We start from the raw sequence: 14,861 nt of genomic DNA, 5'->3' as shown, positions 1-14,861 counted from the left end.
GCCACCGGCTGACGCCGGCGGCGATCAGACGCTTGCCGCGCGGCTGATTCACGCCGCCGGCTGGCGCCGGCGACGATCAGACGCGGCTACTCCAGCCTTGCCCCCGCCGCGATCCAGGCGATGATCTGCGCGCGCTGTTCGGTCGTCAGGTCGGTCAGGTTGCCGGGGGGCATGGCCTCGCTCTGCACCTGCTGGCGCATGGCGGCGGCCCAGCGGCGGATCTGCTGGGGCGTTTCCAGCATCACGCCCTTGGGGGCCACGGCGATGCCCTCGAAGGTGGGGCGGGCGGCATGGCATTGCGCGCAGTGGCTCGCCACCAGCGCCTGGACTTCCTGGAAGGGTGGCGCCTCCACGCCCGCGAAGCGCGGGTCGGGCCGGGGTGCGGCGATCACGAAGATCAACGCCACCGCCAGCGCGCCGCCCGCCGGCAGCGCCCAGTTCTGCCGCCCCGAATGGCGCAGCACGAAGAATTGCCGCACCAGCGCGCCCGCCAGCGCCAGCAGGATCAGCAGCAGCCAGTTCAGATGGTGCTGGTAGATCAGCGGGTAGTGCGGGCTGATCATCAGGAACAGCACGGGCAGCGTCAGATAGGTGTTGTGGACGCTGCGCTGCTTGCCCCAGGCGCCGTATTTCGGGTCGGGCGTCTGGCCCGCGCGCATGGCGGCCACCATCTTCCGCTGGCCGGGGATGATCACCATGGCGACATTCGCCACCATGATGGTGCCCGTCATGGCGCCGATCAGCAGGAAGGCCCCGCGGCCCGAGAACAGGTGCGTCGCGATCAGCGTCGCCACCACCAGCATGGCGGCACCGGCGGCCAGAAGCTTGGTTTCGTTCTCGCCGAAGCGCGACCGGCAGAGCAGGTCATAGCCCACCCAGCCCGCCACCAGCATGGCGGCCGAGAGCAGGATGGCCAGCCACACCGGCAGGTTCAGCACGGCGGGATCAATGAGATAGGTGCTGGCTTGACCCCAGTAGATCAGGACGAACAGCGCGAAGCCGCTCATCCAGGTCCAGTAGGCTTCCCATTTGAACCAGTGCAGCTTCTCGGGCAGGGATTCCGGCGCGTTGATGTATTTGCGCTTGTAGTAGACGCCGCCGCCATGGATGGACCATTGCTCACCGCGCACCAGCCTGTTGCCATCGGCCGGCGGGTCCAGGCTGTTGTCCAGCGCAATGAAGTAGAAGCTCGCCCCGATCCAGGCGATGCCGGTGATGATGTGCAGCCAGCGCAGCAGCAGATTGGCCCATTCGGCCAGGTAGCCAGCGTCGAATTCCATCCCTCAGCTTCCCCGATAGGTGCTGTAGCCATAGGGCGAGACCAGCAGGGGCACGTGGTAATGCCCCTCCGCCATGCCGAAGGTGAGGGTCACCACGTCCAGGAAGGCGGGCTCGGGCAGGGTCACGCCCTGGGCGCGGAAATAGGCGGCGACCTCGAAGCTGAGCTCGTAGCGGCCCGGGGCGAAGCTGTCGCCGGCCAGCAGGGGGGCGTCGGTGCGGCCATCGGCGTTGGTGACGCCTTGCGCCAGCTTGTGCCGCGCCTGCCCTTCGACGCGGTGCAGCTCATAGCCCATGCCGGCGGCGGGCCGGCCATGGGCGGTGTCCAGGACATGGGTGGAAAGCCGGCCCATGGGGGTGCCTCGATGTTGCAATGCAGGATAGCGTCCGATCGGCTTCGGTGGAATCACCGAAGACGTGAATCGGCCGCTCGATAGAGCCGTGCGGGGCGCCTCTGGCAAGCGCCCGGTGATGGCAGCAATGCCGGGGCTGCGCTTGATTGCCCAGGCCTGCGGCCCTAATCGCCACCATCCGCCTGAGGAAACCGCAGATGCCGCCCATCGCCCCGAACCTCGTCGCCGCCGTTGATCAGGCCCGCCACTGGCAGGACATGATGGCGATGGCCGAGCTGGGCGGCTTCACCGACCCGGACGGGCATGTCGGCGTGAACCGCCCCTGCCTCTCCGACCTCGACCGCCAGGCGCGCCGCCTGCTGCTGGGCTGGGCGGAAAAGGCCGGGCTGAGCGCCAGCGTGGACCGGCTGGGCAACCTCTTCCTGCGGCATGAGGGCACGGACCCGTCGCTGCCCCCCGTGCTGACCGGCAGCCACATGGACAGCCAGCCCAATGGCGGCCGGTTCGACGGCATCTGGGGCGTGATCGCGGGCTTCGAGGCCGTGCGCGCGCTGCGCGAGGCGGGCGTGGCGACTAAGCGCCCCATCGAGGTCGTGGCCTGGACCAATGAGGAAGGCGGCCGCTACGCCCCCGGCTGCATGGGCAGCATGGCCTATGCCGGCTTCGCCCCCCCGGAAACCTGGGACGGCGTGACCGACCGCGACGGCATCCCCTTCGGCCAGGCGCTGAACGCCCTGCTGGACAGCGAATCCGACATCCCCCGCCGCCCCCTCGGCGTGGTGGAGGGCCAGGCCCCCTTCGCCTATGTCGAGGCGCATATCGAGCAGGGCCCCCTGCTGGAGGCGCGCGACATGGAGATCGGCGTCGTCACCGGCATCCAGGGCAGCCGCTGGTTCGTCGTGGACATCATGGGCAAGTCCGACCACGCGGGCACCACGCCGCTCGCGATGCGGAAGGACGCGGTGCAGGACATGCTGCGCGCCATCCAAGCGCTGAACACGCTGATGCACGACCCCGCCGATGTGCTGCGCTTCACGGTGGCGAGCATCGAGGTGCAGCCCAACACCTCCAACTCCGTGGCCGGCCTGGCGCGCTTCACCATTGATTTCCGCCACCCGGACAATGCCGTGCTGCAGGCACGCGGCAATGCGATCGAAGGCGTGATCCAGGCGGCGCTGCGCACCTGCACCGCCCGCGTCACCGAACGCTTCCACGCCGTGCCGGCGGATTTCGGCGCCGTGGTGCCGGATGCGGTGGAGGCCGCCGCCGCCTCCCAGGGGCTGCGCCACATGCGCCTGCCCTCCGGCGCCTTCCATGACGCGCAATTCCTGGTGCCGCTCTGCCCCACGGGGATGATCTTCGTGCCCTGCCGCGGCGGCGTCTCCCACCACCCCTCCGAATACGCCACCCCCGAGGCCCTGGCCGCCGGCACCCGCGTGCTGGCCCAGGTCCTGGCGGATCTGGCCAACCGCTGAGATGCCGATGTCCGAACTCTCCTTCCCCAAGGCCCGCATCCGCACCCTGCTGCTGGAGAACATCTCCGAGACGGCGGTGAACCTGCTGGCCGAGGATGGCTACACCAATGTCCTGCGCGAGAAGAAGGCGCTGGAGGGCGAGGCGCTGCACGCCGCCCTCAAGGGCGTCCACATGCTCGGCATCCGCAGCCGCACCACGCTGACGGCCGAGGCGCTGGCCGCCGCCGACCGCCTGCTCACCATCGGCTGCTTCTGCATCGGCACCAACCAGGTGGATCTGGACGCCGCGCGACGCCTGGGCATTCCCGTCTTCAACGCGCCCTTCAGCAACACGCGCAGCGTGGCCGAACTCACGCTGGGCGAGATCGTGATGCTGCTGCGCGGCGTCTTCCCCAAATCCAACGCCGCCCATGCGGGCGAGTGGGACAAGAGCGCCGATGGCTACCGCGAGGTGCGGGGCCGGACGCTCGGCATCGTGGGCTATGGCAATATCGGCAAGCAGCTCTCGGTGCTGGCCGAGGCCTTCGGCATGCGCGTGATCTACTACGACACGGCCGGCCGCCTGCCGCTGGGCAATGCGTCGCGCTGCGCGAGCCTGGATGAGCTGCTGCACTGGTCGGACGTGGTCACCGTGCATGTGCCGGAAACCCCGGACACCATGGGCATGATCGGCGCCGCGCAGATCGCCAAGATGCGCCGCGGCGCCTTCCTCATCAACAATGCCCGCGGCACGCTGGTGGACCTGCCCGCGCTGGCGGACGCCCTGCGCGCCGGCCACCTGGGCGGCGCCGCGCTGGATGTCTTCCCCGAGGAACCCAAGCGCAACGGCGACCCCTTCCACGCCCCCGTCCAAGGCCTGCCCAACGTGATCCTGACGCCGCATATCGGCGGCAGCACGGAGGAGGCGCAGTCGCGCATCGGCGAGGAGGTGGCGCGCAAGCTCGCTGACTACTCCGACACGGGCAGCACCGAGGGCGCGGTGAACTTCCCCCAGGTGGCCCTGCCCGCGCGCCCTACCGGCACGCGCTTCATGCATGTCCACCGCAACGCGCCGGGCGTGCTGGGCAATGTGAACCAGGTCTTCGCCAAGCGTGGCGTGAACATCGCGGGCCAGTATCTGCAGACGGATGGGGAGATCGGCTACGTCGTCGTGGACGCCGGCGCGACGCGCGACAGCGAGGCCATCCTGGCCGAGCTGCGGGCGCTGCCGCACACGATCCGGGCGCGGCTGCTCTACGAGAAGGAGTGAATTCGATCGGGACACGGGATGAAATTCATGGTCACATCATGCATCTCCCGTTCCCCTGGAGTCCGCCCATGCCCACCCCCCGCAGCGCCCTTGTCGGCAATGTGCTGGTCTATCTCGTCGTCCTGATCCTGGCGCTGGACGGCCTCGCGCAGCTTCTCCAGCCCGGCTTCATGGTGGCCATCATGGAGGGCTCGCAGATCCCGCTGGCCATGGCGCCGCTGCTGGGCGCCATCACCCTGGCCTGCGCCGCCTTCCTGGCCATCCCGCGGCTTGCGCCGCTCGGGGCCGTGCTGGTCACGGGCTTCCTGGGCGGGGCCATCGCCATCCATTTCCGCCTGGGCGAGGTCGGCACCCCGCCGCAGATCATCTGCCTGGCGCTGGGCCTGGCCGCCTGGGTGGGTCTCTACCTGCGCGATGCGCGCATCCGCGCCATGGTGCGGGCGCCGGCCTAGCGCAGTCGCCGCCCGCGCCGGAACCGCCACCAATCCTGCACCGGCCCCAGCAGCAGCAGCGGGCTCGCCGCCAGGGTCGCCAGGGCGAAGACCGCCGCCATTTCCCTGGCACCCGAGGCGAAGGCCGCCACCGTGAGCCCCGCCAAGCCCCCCACCACCATAAGCCCCAGCGCGAAAAGCCCCAGCACCAGGCGGTGCCGGGGGGAAAGCCATTCGGGCGGGGGGGACACGCCCTCGCGCGGGGCGCCATCGCGCCCCACATCGAAGGTGCGGGAGGGGTCGAGGCCGAAGGGCGCGTCCGGCGGAAGCGGCGTCAGCGGCGGACCACGAAGATGGTGGCCGGCTGGATGCCCGCCTGGCGCATGCGCCGCCGGCGCCACCAGATGGAGATGGCGGCGATCAGCCCCGCACCGATCGCGACCGGCACCAGCAGGCTGATGAACAGGATGGCCACGGCCACCAGCACCAGCCCCAGCGTGGCCGCCAGCACCAGGATGGCGATGCCGCCCGTGCGCGCCAGCACGCGGTCCAGCCAGGAGGCCCGGGGGGCCTCTCGGAACTCGCCCTCGGGCGTCATGTCCAGGATGGGCGGGCGGGAATGGGGGTCGTTCATGGCGCCTCTACATGTCGCCCCGCGCGGCGATCGGTTCAAGCCCCGTTGCGCCCGCCGACACACTCCGTAAAGGAGAGGTTCATGCGACGGAGTGCCCCCATGCCCCTGCTCGGCTGCATCGCCGATGATTTCACCGGCGCCACCGACCTCGCCAGCACGCTGGTGCGGCAGGGGATGCGCGCCGTCCAGGTCATCGGCGTCCCGGATGGTGACCTGCCCGAGGCGGATGCCGTCATCATCGCGCTGAAATCCCGCACGATTCCCGTGGCCGAGGCCATCGCCCAGTCGCTCGCCGCCTGCGAGGCGCTGCTGGCGGCGGGGGCGAAGCAGATCCTGTTCAAATACTGCTCCACCTTCGACAGCACGGATGCGGGCAATATCGGCCCGGTGGCGGAGGCGCTGATGAAGCGGCTCGGCACCGGCTTCGCCATCGCCTGCCCGGCCTTCCCCACCAATGGCCGCACCATCTACCAGGGCCACCTCTTCGTGGGCCCGAATTTGCTGAGCGAGAGCGGGATGGAGAACCACCCCCTCACCCCCATGAAGGACCCCAACCTGGTGCGCGTGCTGTCGCGCCAGACCCGGGCGGGGGTGGGGCTGATCCCCTTCGCCAGCGTGGAGCGCGGGGTGGCCGCCATCCGCGCCGACATGGCGCGCCTGACCGAATCGGGCCGCGGCCTGGCCATCGCGGATGCGGTGACGGACGCGCACCTCATGGCGCTGGGCGAGGCCTGCGCGAACCATGCCCTCATCACCGGCGGCTCGGGCATCGCCATGGGCCTGCCCGAGAATTTCCGCCGCGCCGGCCTGCTGCCGGTGCGCGACGACGCCGATGCGCTGCCCCCCGCCACGGGCCTCTGCGCCGTCGTCGCCGGTTCCTGCTCGCGCGCCACGCTGGGGCAGATCGGCCTCGCGCGCGACCATGTGCCGGTGCTGGAACTGGACGCGCTCGCCACGCCCGATGCGGCGGCGCTGGAAGCCCAGGCGCGGGACTGGATGGCGGGCAAGCTCGACGCCGCAAGGCCCGTGGTCATCGCGGCCTCGGCCCCGCCCGACCGCGTGGAGGCGCTGCAAGCGAAGCTCGGCCGCGACGCCGCGGGCGCGCTGGTGGAGGAGACGATGGCCGGCATCGCCGCTTCCCTGGTCGCCGCCGGCGTGCGCCGCCTGGTGGTGGCGGGCGGCGAGACCTCGGGCGCCGTGGTGCAGCGCCTCGGCGTGCGCGCGCTGCGCATCGGCCCCGAGATAGACCCCGGCGTGCCCTGGACCCATGCGACCTCCGAGGCGGCGCCCGAAGGCCTGCACCTCGCCCTCAAATCGGGCAATTTCGGCGCGCGGGACTTCTTCCTGAAGGCCTTCGCATGAACGAGGACGCGGCGCGCGCCGAACTCGTCGCCCTCGGCGCCTCCCTCTTCCAGCGCGGCTTTTCGGTGGGCAGCGCGGGCAACATCTCGGTGCGCCTGGCCGATGGCTACCTGATGACGCCCACCAATTCCTCGCTGGGCCGGCTCGATGCCGCGCGGATCAGCAAGCTGGACGCGAACTGGGCGCATGTGGGCGGCGACCGGCCGACCAAGGAGGTCTTCCTCCACCGCGCCTTCCTCACCGCGCGGCCCGATGCAGGGGCGGTGGTCCATCTGCACAGCACCCATGCCACCGCAATCTCCTGCCTCGATGGCGTGATCCCGCCGCTGACGCCCTATTTCGTGATGCGGGCGGGCCGCGAAATCCCGCTCATCCCCTATTACCGCCCCGGCGACGCGGCCATGGAACCCGCCATCCATGACGCCGCACGCCGCGCCAAGGCGGTGCTGCTGGCCAATCACGGCCCCGTGATCTGCGGCCCCACCCTCACCGACGCGGTGAATGCCGCCGAGGAGCTGGAGGAAGCCGCGAAGCTGGCCCTGCTCTTGCAAGGCCGGAACCCCCGCCTGCTCACCTCCGGGCAGGTGGATGATCTTCTGCAAACCTTTGGATGACCCTGATGGACCGCACCGCGCCTTCCGAAACCCCGCTCAGCCCCGCCATCGCCGCCCGCTGGAGCCCGCGCAGCTTCCTGCCCGACGCGGTGCCCGAGGCCGCGCTGCGCCAGGTGCTGGAAGCCGCGCGCTGGGCCTCCTCCGCCTATAACGAGCAGCCCTGGCAATACCTCATCGCCCGCAAGGAGAACGAGCCGGAGGCCTATGCGAAGCTGCTGGCCTGCCTCGTGCCCTTCAACCAGGGCTGGGCCAATGCCGCGCCCGTGCTGATGCTGGCCTGCGCCCGCATGAACTTCGCCGAGAAGGGCAACCCCAACCGCTGGGCCGAATACGACACGGGCCAGGCCACCAGCGCCATGGCGATCGAGGCGGCCGCCCTTGGCCTGCAGATCCACCAGATGGCGGGCTTCGACGCGGCCGCGGCGCGCACGGCCTTCGCCATTCCGGAAGATGTGACGCCCGTCGCCGCCCTGGTCCTGGGCAAACCCGGCCCCGCCGATGCCCTGCCCGAGGCGCTGGCCCAGCGCGAGACGGCGCCCCGCGCCCGCAAGCCCGCCGCCCAGATGTTCTTCGCCGGCGCCTGGGGCCAGCCGGTCTGACAGGCACGGGAGCTTCAAGCCAAGGTGAAGCTCCCGTCATCTGCGTTCCCGGCACAACGCAAGGGCATGGCCCACGTTGTCCTTTCGGACCCCGCGCCAAGATCCGCGGGGGGAGGAAGTGGAGAAGCCCGTGCCGGGACAGAACGCAGGCTGCGCCGCGTGCCGCGAGGCGGCGGAGACGCTCGAATTCACCATGGCCTTCCAGCCCGTCGTGGATGTGGAGGCGGGGCGCATCGAGGCCCATGAGGCCCTGGTGCGCGGCCCCGAGGGCCAAGGCGCCGCCACCATCCTGGCGCAGCTGACGCCTGACAACCTCTACGCCTTCGACCAGGCCTGCCGCCTGAAGGCCATCGAACTCGCCGCGCGCCTCGGCATGGAGACGCGGCTCAACATCAACTTCCTGCCCAACGCCGTCTACCAGCCGCGCGCCTGCATCCAGGTGACGCTGGGGGCGGCGCGGCGCCACGGCTTCCCACTCGACCGGCTGACCTTCGAGTTCACCGAGAATGAGCGCGTGCAGGACCCCGCCCACACCAGCGCCATCATCGAGGAATACCGGCGCCATGGCTTCCAGGTTGCCCTCGATGACTTCGGCACCGGCTATTCCGGCCTGGCACGGCTGGAGGCGCTGCGCCCGGACATCCTGAAGCTGGACCGCCGGCTGATCCAGCACTGCGACGAGAACCCCGTGCGCCAGGCCATCATCCGCAGCCTCGTGACGCTGGGGCGCGAGATCGGGGTGAAGTTGGTGGCCGAGGGGGTGGAGCGGCGGGGCGAGATGGAGACGCTGCGCGGCCTCGGGCTGCGCTTCATGCAGGGCTTCCACTTCGCCCGCCCGGTCTTCGAGGGGCTGGCGCGCTGGCCGCTGCCGGGCTGACGCCTCAGCCCCAGGGGGCGCCGGCCAGCGCGGGCAACAGCCTGGCCAGGAATTCCTCCCGGCCGATGCTGTCCGCCTGGCTCGCCGCCAGCGCCTCCTGCCGGCCCGGCGCGGCCGCGGCCAGCAGCACCCGCGCGAGGTCCGGCGCATTGCCGCGGCGGAAATGCAGCCCGTCCAGCCCCGGCCGCACCTTCTCCGCCATGCCGCCGATGTCGGAGACGATCAGCGGCACGCCCGCCCGCCGCGCCTCCTGGATGACGACGGGCGAATTCTCCCACCAGACGGAGGGCACCACCACCCAGCCCGACAGGCGCATCAGCCCCAGCACATCGCCCGAATCATAGCGGCCGCCGAAGAAGATGGCGGGGCCGGCCGCGTCCAGCGCCGCCTCCAGCGCGGGGAAGAGGCGCAGCACCTCCTCCCGCTCGCAGCCATGCACGGAGAGGAACAGGCCCGGGTCGCGCGCCAGGGCCATGGCGAAGCCGCGGATCAGCACATCCAGCCCCTTGAAGGGCGTGGGCTGGCCGAAGAAGGCGAAATGCTGGCCGAGGCCGGGTTCGGCGGGGGCGCGGGGTGCCGCGGCCAGCTCCTCGCCCAGGACATTCTCCAGCACGCATTCCTCGCGCGCCGCGAAGCCCCAGTCGCGGAAGCGCGTCCGGATGAACTCGGAGGGGTAGATGGCGCCGTCGAAGCGGTTGAGCAGCGCGAGCCAGGTGGCGCGGCGCAGGGCGAAATGGCGCGGCGTGCGCTCGGGGAAGCAATTGGCGCAGAGGGCGGGGGCGTAGCCATGGCACAGCTCCCGCCCCCGCGTGCGGATCATCTGCCCGTGATGGGCGCAGATCGCCAGCATCTCGTGCAGGGTCAGCACGAAGCGCGCATCGGGCCGCGCCTCCATCAGCGCCGCCACGAGGTCGAAGCCCACGCGCCAGACATGGTGGAAGTGGAAGACCTGCACCGGCTGCGCCACCAGCAGCGCCAGCAGCGCCTCGCGCGCCGCGAGGTCGGACCAGAACAGCCGGTCCTCCGTCATGCCATAGGGGTCGTAGAGGTGCTCATCCGGGGCGTGGCGCAGCAGGCGCCCGCCCGGGGCGGCGGGGCCCATCTCGGCCGCCGCGACCAGGATGGCGCGGTGGCCCGCCGCGCGCAGCGTGGCGCATTCGCGCCAGGCCGCCATCTCGCCGCCGCCCTTGGTGAAGGCGGGGTGGGCATGGGCGATGACGCAGACGGCGATGGGCGCCTCAGGCATCGGCCGCCTCCGGCTGGAAGAGGGGGGCGAGGCCGCGCCAGAAGCCGTGCAGATGCGTGGCCACCATCCGCGCCGCCGCGCTGTCCTGCGCGCCGAAGCCGGGCGGGGGCAGGCCCGCCCCGGTGGCGGCGGAAAGCCGCGCCACCGCATCGGCCGCGTCGGGCAGCCCCGCCACGGTCGCGATCTGTTCGAGCAGCGGCAGGGCGGAGAGCGGCAGGCGGGGCTGGAAGGCGTCATCCCGCTCCAGCGCCGCCGCCAGTTCCAGCATGTCGAGGATGACGAGGCCCCCCGCCACGTCCAGCCCGCGCCGCAGCGGCCCGCGCAGCGCGGCGAGCCCCGTCCCGCCATGCGCCGCGATGCGCCCGCGCGAGAGAAAGACCTCCAGCGCCGGTTCGGTGAATTCCCGCGCGCCCAGCAGCAGCAGGGCATCGGCCCGCGCCTCGATCGCCGGCGCGGCCATGGCCAGCAGCCGCACCGCCTCGGCATCGTCCAGCCCGTGCAGCACCAGCAGCACGGGCCGCGCGGCGGGCGGGGGCGGCGGCGCGCCGATGAGCATGGCGGCGAAGCTTTCCTCGCGCGCCTGCAACAGGTCCCGCAGCCAGGACAGGGTGTCGCCCAGCTCCGGCCCCGCGGGCAGGGCGGCGTGGCGGTGCAGCGCGGCCAGCAGCAGCGGCGCGGGCAGGGTGCGGGGGTTCACGCGGAACCATTGCGCCTCGCCCGCGTGGCGCATCTCCATCACCAGCTCGAAGGGGGGGCGGGCAGCTCGGTCAACTGGGGCAGCAGGCCATGGGCCAGCAGCATCGTCTCGCTGGTCAGCGCGGGGGATTGGGCCATGGGCAGGGGCCGCACCCGCCCCTCCTCCAGCAGCAGGGCCAGCAGGGAGAGGCGCGTGTCGGGACCGATGGCGGGGTCCAGCGTGAAGGCCATGGCGCATTCGCCCGAGGGCGCGGCCCAGGCCTCCACGCGCGGGAAATCGGCCGGTTCCAGCCAAGGCACCCCGGCCAGCCAGCGGGTGAAGGCGCCGACGGGGCCGAGCTGCGGCGACAGCAGCGCGGCCGCGGCGCCACCCCCCGCCGCCTCGCGCAGCAGATGGAACACGCCGCCCCAGCCGGCCTGGTGCAGCGCCGCGTCAGGGGTGGGGCCATGCGCGTCGCCAGGCAGGGCCTGGCGGCCGGACTGGCCCCCGGCCACCCATTCGAGAAAGGGCGGCTCCGTCCCGCCAGGGCGGGCCCCCACCAGCAGGAAGCCGCGGCAGGTCCGGCCGGGGGGCAGGGCGGCCAGCAGCTCGGGCTCGTCGAAGAGAACGAGGCTCTGCGCGGGGGCGGCCGGCAGCAGGCGCAATGTGGGCTCGCTGCCATCCTCGGTCCACTCGACCCGGCCGGCCAGCAGCAGATGCCCGAGCCCGACCGCGCGGCAGACGTTCAGGACCAGGAGGGGCGGCGCGGCCGGAGGGCTCGCGGCGGCCGGCTCCCCGGCCGGCGCGGTCTCGGCCAGCAGGCCGGTGATGCGGCTGTTGGAGCGGCCACCGGCCTCGGCCCCGGTGCCCAGCGCGGCGGCGGCCAGGAAGGGCGGCAGGCCGGCGGCCAGCTGGCCTTCCAGCATCACCTCGCCCAGCTTCACCCCGGCCGCGTGGAGCGTCACGCGGCGCGGCCCCCGCCCATTCGCCAGCGCCGTGCCGGCGAAGTGCAGGTGGAAGCCGAAGGCGGGCAGCGGGCTGCCATCGTCGAAGGGCAGGTCGGCGCGGTGCACGTCGCAGCGCACGGGCAGCCGGCCCATGCCCTCCATCTCGATCACGGCCTCGGTGCCGGGCGCATGGACCAGCCAGCCCCAGGCCTCCTTGCCATCGGCGCCGTCGAGATGGCCGCGCGGGCGGAAGGGGGCGGGGTTCAGCACGGGCGGATGGAGCGGGATCTCGCCCCCCGCATGGACCACGGTCAGCGCGCCCTCGCTCCAGTCGGGCAGGCCGCGCACCAGAAGCTGGAAGCCGCGCCCGGCGGGAATCGGGCCCTCGGCCGGCAGGTCGCGCCGCGCCAGCAGGCGGGCCAGCGGCCAGTCCTGGCGCAGGCCGCCGGTCGTGGTCAGGCGCAGCCGGGCGCTGGGGATGCCGGCCTCGGGCAGGCGCACCCAGCCGCCCAGCAGGGTGATGCCATCGCCGTGCTCGGCGGTGTCCACATAGCCATCGAAGGCATAGACGCTCACCGCCCGCCCCCCGGCGCGGCCCCCGGGGCGCCCCAACACGGCCGGACGCAAGCGCTGGGCCGGAGCGGAAGGGGGCGCGGCACATCATGCATGTTACAAGGATACCATCCGGGCCACCCCCTGGGGAGGGGCTTCGTCCCGGGCGGCCGCGGGCTGGAAGCGCATGTTGCGCCCGGCGATGGGAGGAGGCAGGAACGCGGCATGACCGAAGCCGCCAGCCCCGCCCAGGTTGCCCCCACCTCCGACCCCTTTTCAGGGCACATCTCCGATTGGGCCCGGCTCGCGGCCGGCGCGTGCCTGTCGGGGGAGCTGGAGGCCGGGGGGCGGCATGTGACGCTCTTTCTCGACCTGGCCGCGGTGCCGCCCGCCCTGGCCGGGCGGCGGCTGCACCTGCGCCTGGGCGAGACGGGCCTGATGGCGGTGCCGCTGCGGGCCGCCCTTGCGCAATCCGGCCCTGCGCAATTCGGCCCCTTGCGCCTGACGCTCGCGGATGCGCTGCGCCATGCCGGCAGCCCCCCACGCCTGCTGGCGGAGGGCCTGCCCCCCCTTCCGCCCGGCCGGCTGGCGGGTGCGGCGCTGCAGGCCATGGCGGTGACCGACGAAGCGGACTTCCTGGCCAGGGCGGCGCGCCGCGACGGCCCCGAGGGCAACCCGCTGCTGGCGGTCCTGGGCGCGCGGGCGGCCTATCGCGCCCTGCCCGGCTTCGCCGCGCGCGCGGCGGCGCTGACCCTGCTGGCCCAGCTCCTGCTGGCGCGGGACCTGGCGCGGCTGACCGCCGATGACCATGCCGAGGCGCGCTGGCTGCGCGCCGAGGGCCGCGTCCTGCTGGCCGAAGGCCGGGCGCTGCTGGACGACAACACGGCCCCGGAGCCCCTGGCGCTGCGCTGGATGATGGCACTCGGCGCCGCCTGCGGAATGCTCTGCCTCTGCCAGGACGACATGACGGAGGCGCGCGCCTGCTTCGGCGCGGCGGCGGCACAGGCGTCGGCGCTGCACCTGGCGCCGGAGGCCGCGCTGGACCTCGTGCATGCCTGCCTGATGGAGGGGGTGCTGCTGGGCCTGGAGGGCGAGGCCGAGGCCGCGCGCCAGGTGCTGGAGCGCGGCGTGCGCGCCCTGCAGCCCAGCGTGACGGCACGGAACCTGATGACCGACATCGCGGCCCTGGATGAGCTGATCGCGGCGGGCCGCATGGCGCGGCAATGCTTCGTCGCGCTGGCGAAGTTCGGCCTGCTGACGGTGCGCGCCACGCCGCGCTACAACGAGGGCACGCCGTTCGAACTTCGGCACTTCGCCCCGTCCGTGCCGCGCCTCCTCGCGGCCGGGCTCTGCCCCCGCCTCGCCGACGGCCTGGCCTCGCTCGGGATCGCACGGCCATGATCCGTCTCCTCGCCCAGCTCGACGACAGCGCGCAGGAAGCGCGCTTCACCGCCACGCCGGACAAGGCGCTGCCCGCCCCCGTCGAGGTGACGCTGGACGGCGTGGTTCTGGCCCGCATCCCGGCGGGCGATCCCGGGGCGCAAACCCTTGTCCTGCCCTTCGAGGCGCTGCGCGACATCAGCCGGGGCGAGCTCGCCTTCCGGCCCGGTGGCGCGCCCCCGCCGCCCGGCGCGCTGCGGCCCGAGGGGGAGTTCTTCGAGGCGCTGGCCCTGCCCGACGCCGCGACCTTCTTCCAGAAGGTGCAGCTGAACCATTCGCGCTACGCCTCGCCCCTGCTGCTGGAACTGGGCGCGCGCTGCGCGCATGAGCGCTTCACCCATGACCCGCTGACCCGGGCGGCCGCACTCGCCATCCTGGGCCATCGCCACATCGAGCGCCTCGGCACCCAGCGCGCCCCCGCCGAGGAGGCGCGCATCGCCTGGCTGCTGGAACGCGCGCGGCCGCTGATGGCCGAGGCCTGGCGCCGCCTGCCCGCGCATGTGCCCGATCCCCCCCGCCTGGCCTGGCAGGAGGTGCGCTGGAGCGTCTCCCTCGCGACCGTGGCGGGGCTGCTGCACATGGCGGGCGGAGACTACGCCGCCGCGCGGGAGATGTTCGCCCTGCCCCGCCACTGCCTGCACCACGCGGCCCTGTCCAAGGTCAGCGCGCTGAACATGGTGTCGGGCTGTTTCCTGCACGGGGTGCTGTCCCACATGCTGGGCGATCCCGACGCCGCGCGCGCCAGCCTGGAGGCCGGCATCGAGGGGGTGAAGCCCGTGGTGCAGGCCCAGGACCTGATGGCCAATATCTGGGTCATCGGCGACCAGGTGAATGTGATGCGGATCGCGCGGCAATGCTTCATCGCGCGCTCCCGGTTGGGCCTCGTCCCGCCGGACGCCGGTCCCGAACCGCGTCTCGGCGCCGCCGCGGTCCTCACCCTCGACGAGCTCGCGGTGCCGCTGCCCGCGATGGCGCGGAAGGGTCTCGTGCCGCGGCTGCAGGAGCACATCCTGCGGCATTCCCGGCAGTAGCGCGCGGCCTCGGCCGTGATGGCGCGCCGTGAAGGGCGCGTCGCGCCGCCGGCGGCTTCGGGGCGATGACATCCCGCCCCTCCGTCCCGAGCCCGTG

The 14,861-nt window shown here is 72.7% G+C and carries 16 protein-coding genes; 9 read left to right on the top strand and 7 right to left on the bottom strand.

From position 1 onward, the window contains the following. Nucleotides 1-86: 86 nt before the first annotated feature. Both ICW72_RS20315 and uraH read right to left on the bottom strand, forming a co-directional pair. Complete coding sequence (locus ICW72_RS20315; RefSeq protein WP_191084326.1) at nt 87-1,280, bottom strand: urate hydroxylase PuuD; 1,194 nt, start codon at nt 1,278-1,280, stop codon at nt 87-89. A gap of 3 nt (nt 1,281-1,283) precedes the next feature. After that, on the bottom strand, nt 1,284-1,631 hold the full coding sequence (gene uraH, locus ICW72_RS20310) for a hydroxyisourate hydrolase (RefSeq protein WP_191084325.1): 348 nt from the start codon (nt 1,629-1,631) through the stop codon (nt 1,284-1,286). Between the two features lie 197 nt (nt 1,632-1,828). On the opposite strand from uraH, the gene ICW72_RS20305 reads away from it, so the two are divergent. The 3 genes from ICW72_RS20305 (at nt 1,829) to ICW72_RS20295 (ending at nt 4,807) form a co-directional block, all read left to right on the top strand. Continuing rightward, on the top strand, nt 1,829-3,106 hold the full coding sequence (locus ICW72_RS20305; RefSeq protein ID WP_191084324.1) for a Zn-dependent hydrolase: 1,278 nt from the start codon (nt 1,829-1,831) through the stop codon (nt 3,104-3,106). 7 nt (nt 3,107-3,113) lie between these two features. Beyond that, nucleotides 3,114-4,355 carry a phosphoglycerate dehydrogenase gene (gene serA, locus ICW72_RS20300; RefSeq protein WP_223880714.1) on the top strand — a complete coding sequence of 414 codons (1,242 nt, stop codon included), beginning with the start codon at nt 3,114-3,116 and terminating at the stop codon, nt 4,353-4,355. A gap of 68 nt (nt 4,356-4,423) precedes the next feature. Continuing rightward, nucleotides 4,424-4,807 (top strand): DoxX family protein, encoded by a 384-nt coding sequence (locus ICW72_RS20295; protein WP_191084322.1) that lies wholly within the window; start codon nt 4,424-4,426, stop codon nt 4,805-4,807. Here ICW72_RS20295 and ICW72_RS20290 read toward each other — a convergent pair. Together ICW72_RS20290 and ICW72_RS20285 are read right to left on the bottom strand one after the other, a co-directional pair. After that, the gene (locus tag ICW72_RS20290) at nt 4,804-5,037 is read right to left on the bottom strand and encodes a hypothetical protein (protein WP_191084321.1); all 234 of its coding nucleotides are present in this window, start codon (nt 5,035-5,037) and stop codon (nt 4,804-4,806) included. The two genes, ICW72_RS20295 and ICW72_RS20290, sit on opposite strands and share 4 nt — an antisense overlap. 83 nt (nt 5,038-5,120) lie before the next feature. Next, the gene (locus ICW72_RS20285; RefSeq protein WP_191084320.1) at nt 5,121-5,420 is read right to left on the bottom strand and encodes a hypothetical protein; all 300 of its coding nucleotides are present in this window, start codon (nt 5,418-5,420) and stop codon (nt 5,121-5,123) included. Between the two features lie 81 nt (nt 5,421-5,501). On the opposite strand from ICW72_RS20285, the gene otnK reads away from it, so the two are divergent. The 4 genes from otnK (at nt 5,502) to ICW72_RS20265 (ending at nt 8,872) form a co-directional block, all read left to right on the top strand. Beyond that, entirely contained in the window at nt 5,502-6,782 is a 1,281-nt protein-coding gene (gene otnK, locus ICW72_RS20280; RefSeq protein WP_332308955.1) for a 3-oxo-tetronate kinase, read from the top strand. Next, nucleotides 6,779-7,396, top strand: a complete 618-nt coding sequence (otnC, locus tag ICW72_RS20275; protein WP_191084319.1) for a 3-oxo-tetronate 4-phosphate decarboxylase — start codon at nt 6,779-6,781, stop codon at nt 7,394-7,396. Before otnK ends, otnC begins: the two co-directional genes overlap by 4 nt. A gap of 5 nt (nt 7,397-7,401) precedes the next feature. Beyond that, nucleotides 7,402-7,995 carry a nitroreductase family protein gene (locus tag ICW72_RS20270; protein ID WP_191084318.1) on the top strand — a complete coding sequence of 198 codons (594 nt, stop codon included), beginning with the start codon at nt 7,402-7,404 and terminating at the stop codon, nt 7,993-7,995. A gap of 130 nt (nt 7,996-8,125) precedes the next feature. Beyond that, nucleotides 8,126-8,872 (top strand): EAL domain-containing protein, encoded by a 747-nt coding sequence (locus ICW72_RS20265; protein ID WP_223880713.1) that lies wholly within the window; start codon nt 8,126-8,128, stop codon nt 8,870-8,872. A 4-nt stretch (nt 8,873-8,876) separates the two neighbouring features. Here ICW72_RS20265 and ICW72_RS20260 read toward each other — a convergent pair whose 3' ends face one another. From ICW72_RS20260 to ICW72_RS20250, 3 genes are read right to left on the bottom strand one after another with little or no spacing between them, the layout of a single operon-like run. Then, on the bottom strand, nt 8,877-10,118 hold the full coding sequence (locus tag ICW72_RS20260; protein WP_191084317.1) for a glycosyltransferase: 1,242 nt from the start codon (nt 10,116-10,118) through the stop codon (nt 8,877-8,879). Continuing rightward, nucleotides 10,111-10,854: a hypothetical protein gene (locus ICW72_RS20255; protein WP_191084316.1), complete on the bottom strand. Its 744-nt coding sequence runs from the start codon at nt 10,852-10,854 to the stop codon at nt 10,111-10,113. Before ICW72_RS20255 ends, ICW72_RS20260 begins: the two co-directional genes overlap by 8 nt. Then, entirely contained in the window at nt 10,854-12,317 is a 1,464-nt protein-coding gene (locus tag ICW72_RS20250) for a hypothetical protein (RefSeq protein ID WP_191084315.1), read from the bottom strand. Before ICW72_RS20250 ends, ICW72_RS20255 begins: the two co-directional genes overlap by 1 nt. A 201-nt stretch (nt 12,318-12,518) precedes the next feature. On the opposite strand from ICW72_RS20250, the gene ICW72_RS20245 reads away from it, so the two are divergent. Both ICW72_RS20245 and ICW72_RS20240 read left to right on the top strand, forming a co-directional pair. Further along, nucleotides 12,519-13,694 carry a hypothetical protein gene (locus ICW72_RS20245; RefSeq protein WP_191084314.1) on the top strand — a complete coding sequence of 392 codons (1,176 nt, stop codon included), beginning with the start codon at nt 12,519-12,521 and terminating at the stop codon, nt 13,692-13,694. Further along, nucleotides 13,691-14,764 carry a hypothetical protein gene (locus ICW72_RS20240; protein ID WP_191084313.1) on the top strand — a complete coding sequence of 358 codons (1,074 nt, stop codon included), beginning with the start codon at nt 13,691-13,693 and terminating at the stop codon, nt 14,762-14,764. Before ICW72_RS20245 ends, ICW72_RS20240 begins: the two co-directional genes overlap by 4 nt. Nucleotides 14,765-14,861 lie beyond the last annotated feature (97 nt).

The sequence above is a fragment of the Roseococcus microcysteis genome, from assembly GCF_014764365.1.
Lineage (GTDB): Bacteria > Pseudomonadota > Alphaproteobacteria > Acetobacterales > Acetobacteraceae > Roseococcus > Roseococcus microcysteis.
Note: the sequence above shows the minus strand (reverse complement) of the source record. Positions and strands in the feature narration are given on the sequence as shown.

Coding starts and splice junctions, on each gene's coding strand:
- ICW72_RS20315 (WP_191084326.1), bottom strand. CDS start 1,280: ATGGAATTCGACGCTGGCTACCTGGCCGAATGGGCCAATCTGCTGCTG.
- uraH (WP_191084325.1), bottom strand. CDS start 1,631: ATGGGCCGGCTTTCCACCCATGTCCTGGACACCGCCCATGGCCGGCCC.
- ICW72_RS20305 (WP_191084324.1), top strand. CDS start 1,829: ATGCCGCCCATCGCCCCGAACCTCGTCGCCGCCGTTGATCAGGCCCGC.
- serA (WP_223880714.1), top strand. CDS start 3,114: ATGTCCGAACTCTCCTTCCCCAAGGCCCGCATCCGCACCCTGCTGCTG.
- ICW72_RS20295 (WP_191084322.1), top strand. CDS start 4,424: ATGCCCACCCCCCGCAGCGCCCTTGTCGGCAATGTGCTGGTCTATCTC.
- ICW72_RS20285 (WP_191084320.1), bottom strand. CDS start 5,420: ATGAACGACCCCCATTCCCGCCCGCCCATCCTGGACATGACGCCCGAG.
- otnK (WP_332308955.1), top strand. CDS start 5,502: ATGCGACGGAGTGCCCCCATGCCCCTGCTCGGCTGCATCGCCGATGAT.
- otnC (WP_191084319.1), top strand. CDS start 6,779: ATGAACGAGGACGCGGCGCGCGCCGAACTCGTCGCCCTCGGCGCCTCC.
- ICW72_RS20270 (WP_191084318.1), top strand. CDS start 7,402: ATGGACCGCACCGCGCCTTCCGAAACCCCGCTCAGCCCCGCCATCGCC.
- ICW72_RS20260 (WP_191084317.1), bottom strand. CDS start 10,118: ATGCCTGAGGCGCCCATCGCCGTCTGCGTCATCGCCCATGCCCACCCC.
- ICW72_RS20255 (WP_191084316.1), bottom strand. CDS start 10,854: ATGGAGATGCGCCACGCGGGCGAGGCGCAATGGTTCCGCGTGAACCCC.
- ICW72_RS20245 (WP_191084314.1), top strand. CDS start 12,519: ATGACCGAAGCCGCCAGCCCCGCCCAGGTTGCCCCCACCTCCGACCCC.
- ICW72_RS20240 (WP_191084313.1), top strand. CDS start 13,691: ATGATCCGTCTCCTCGCCCAGCTCGACGACAGCGCGCAGGAAGCGCGC.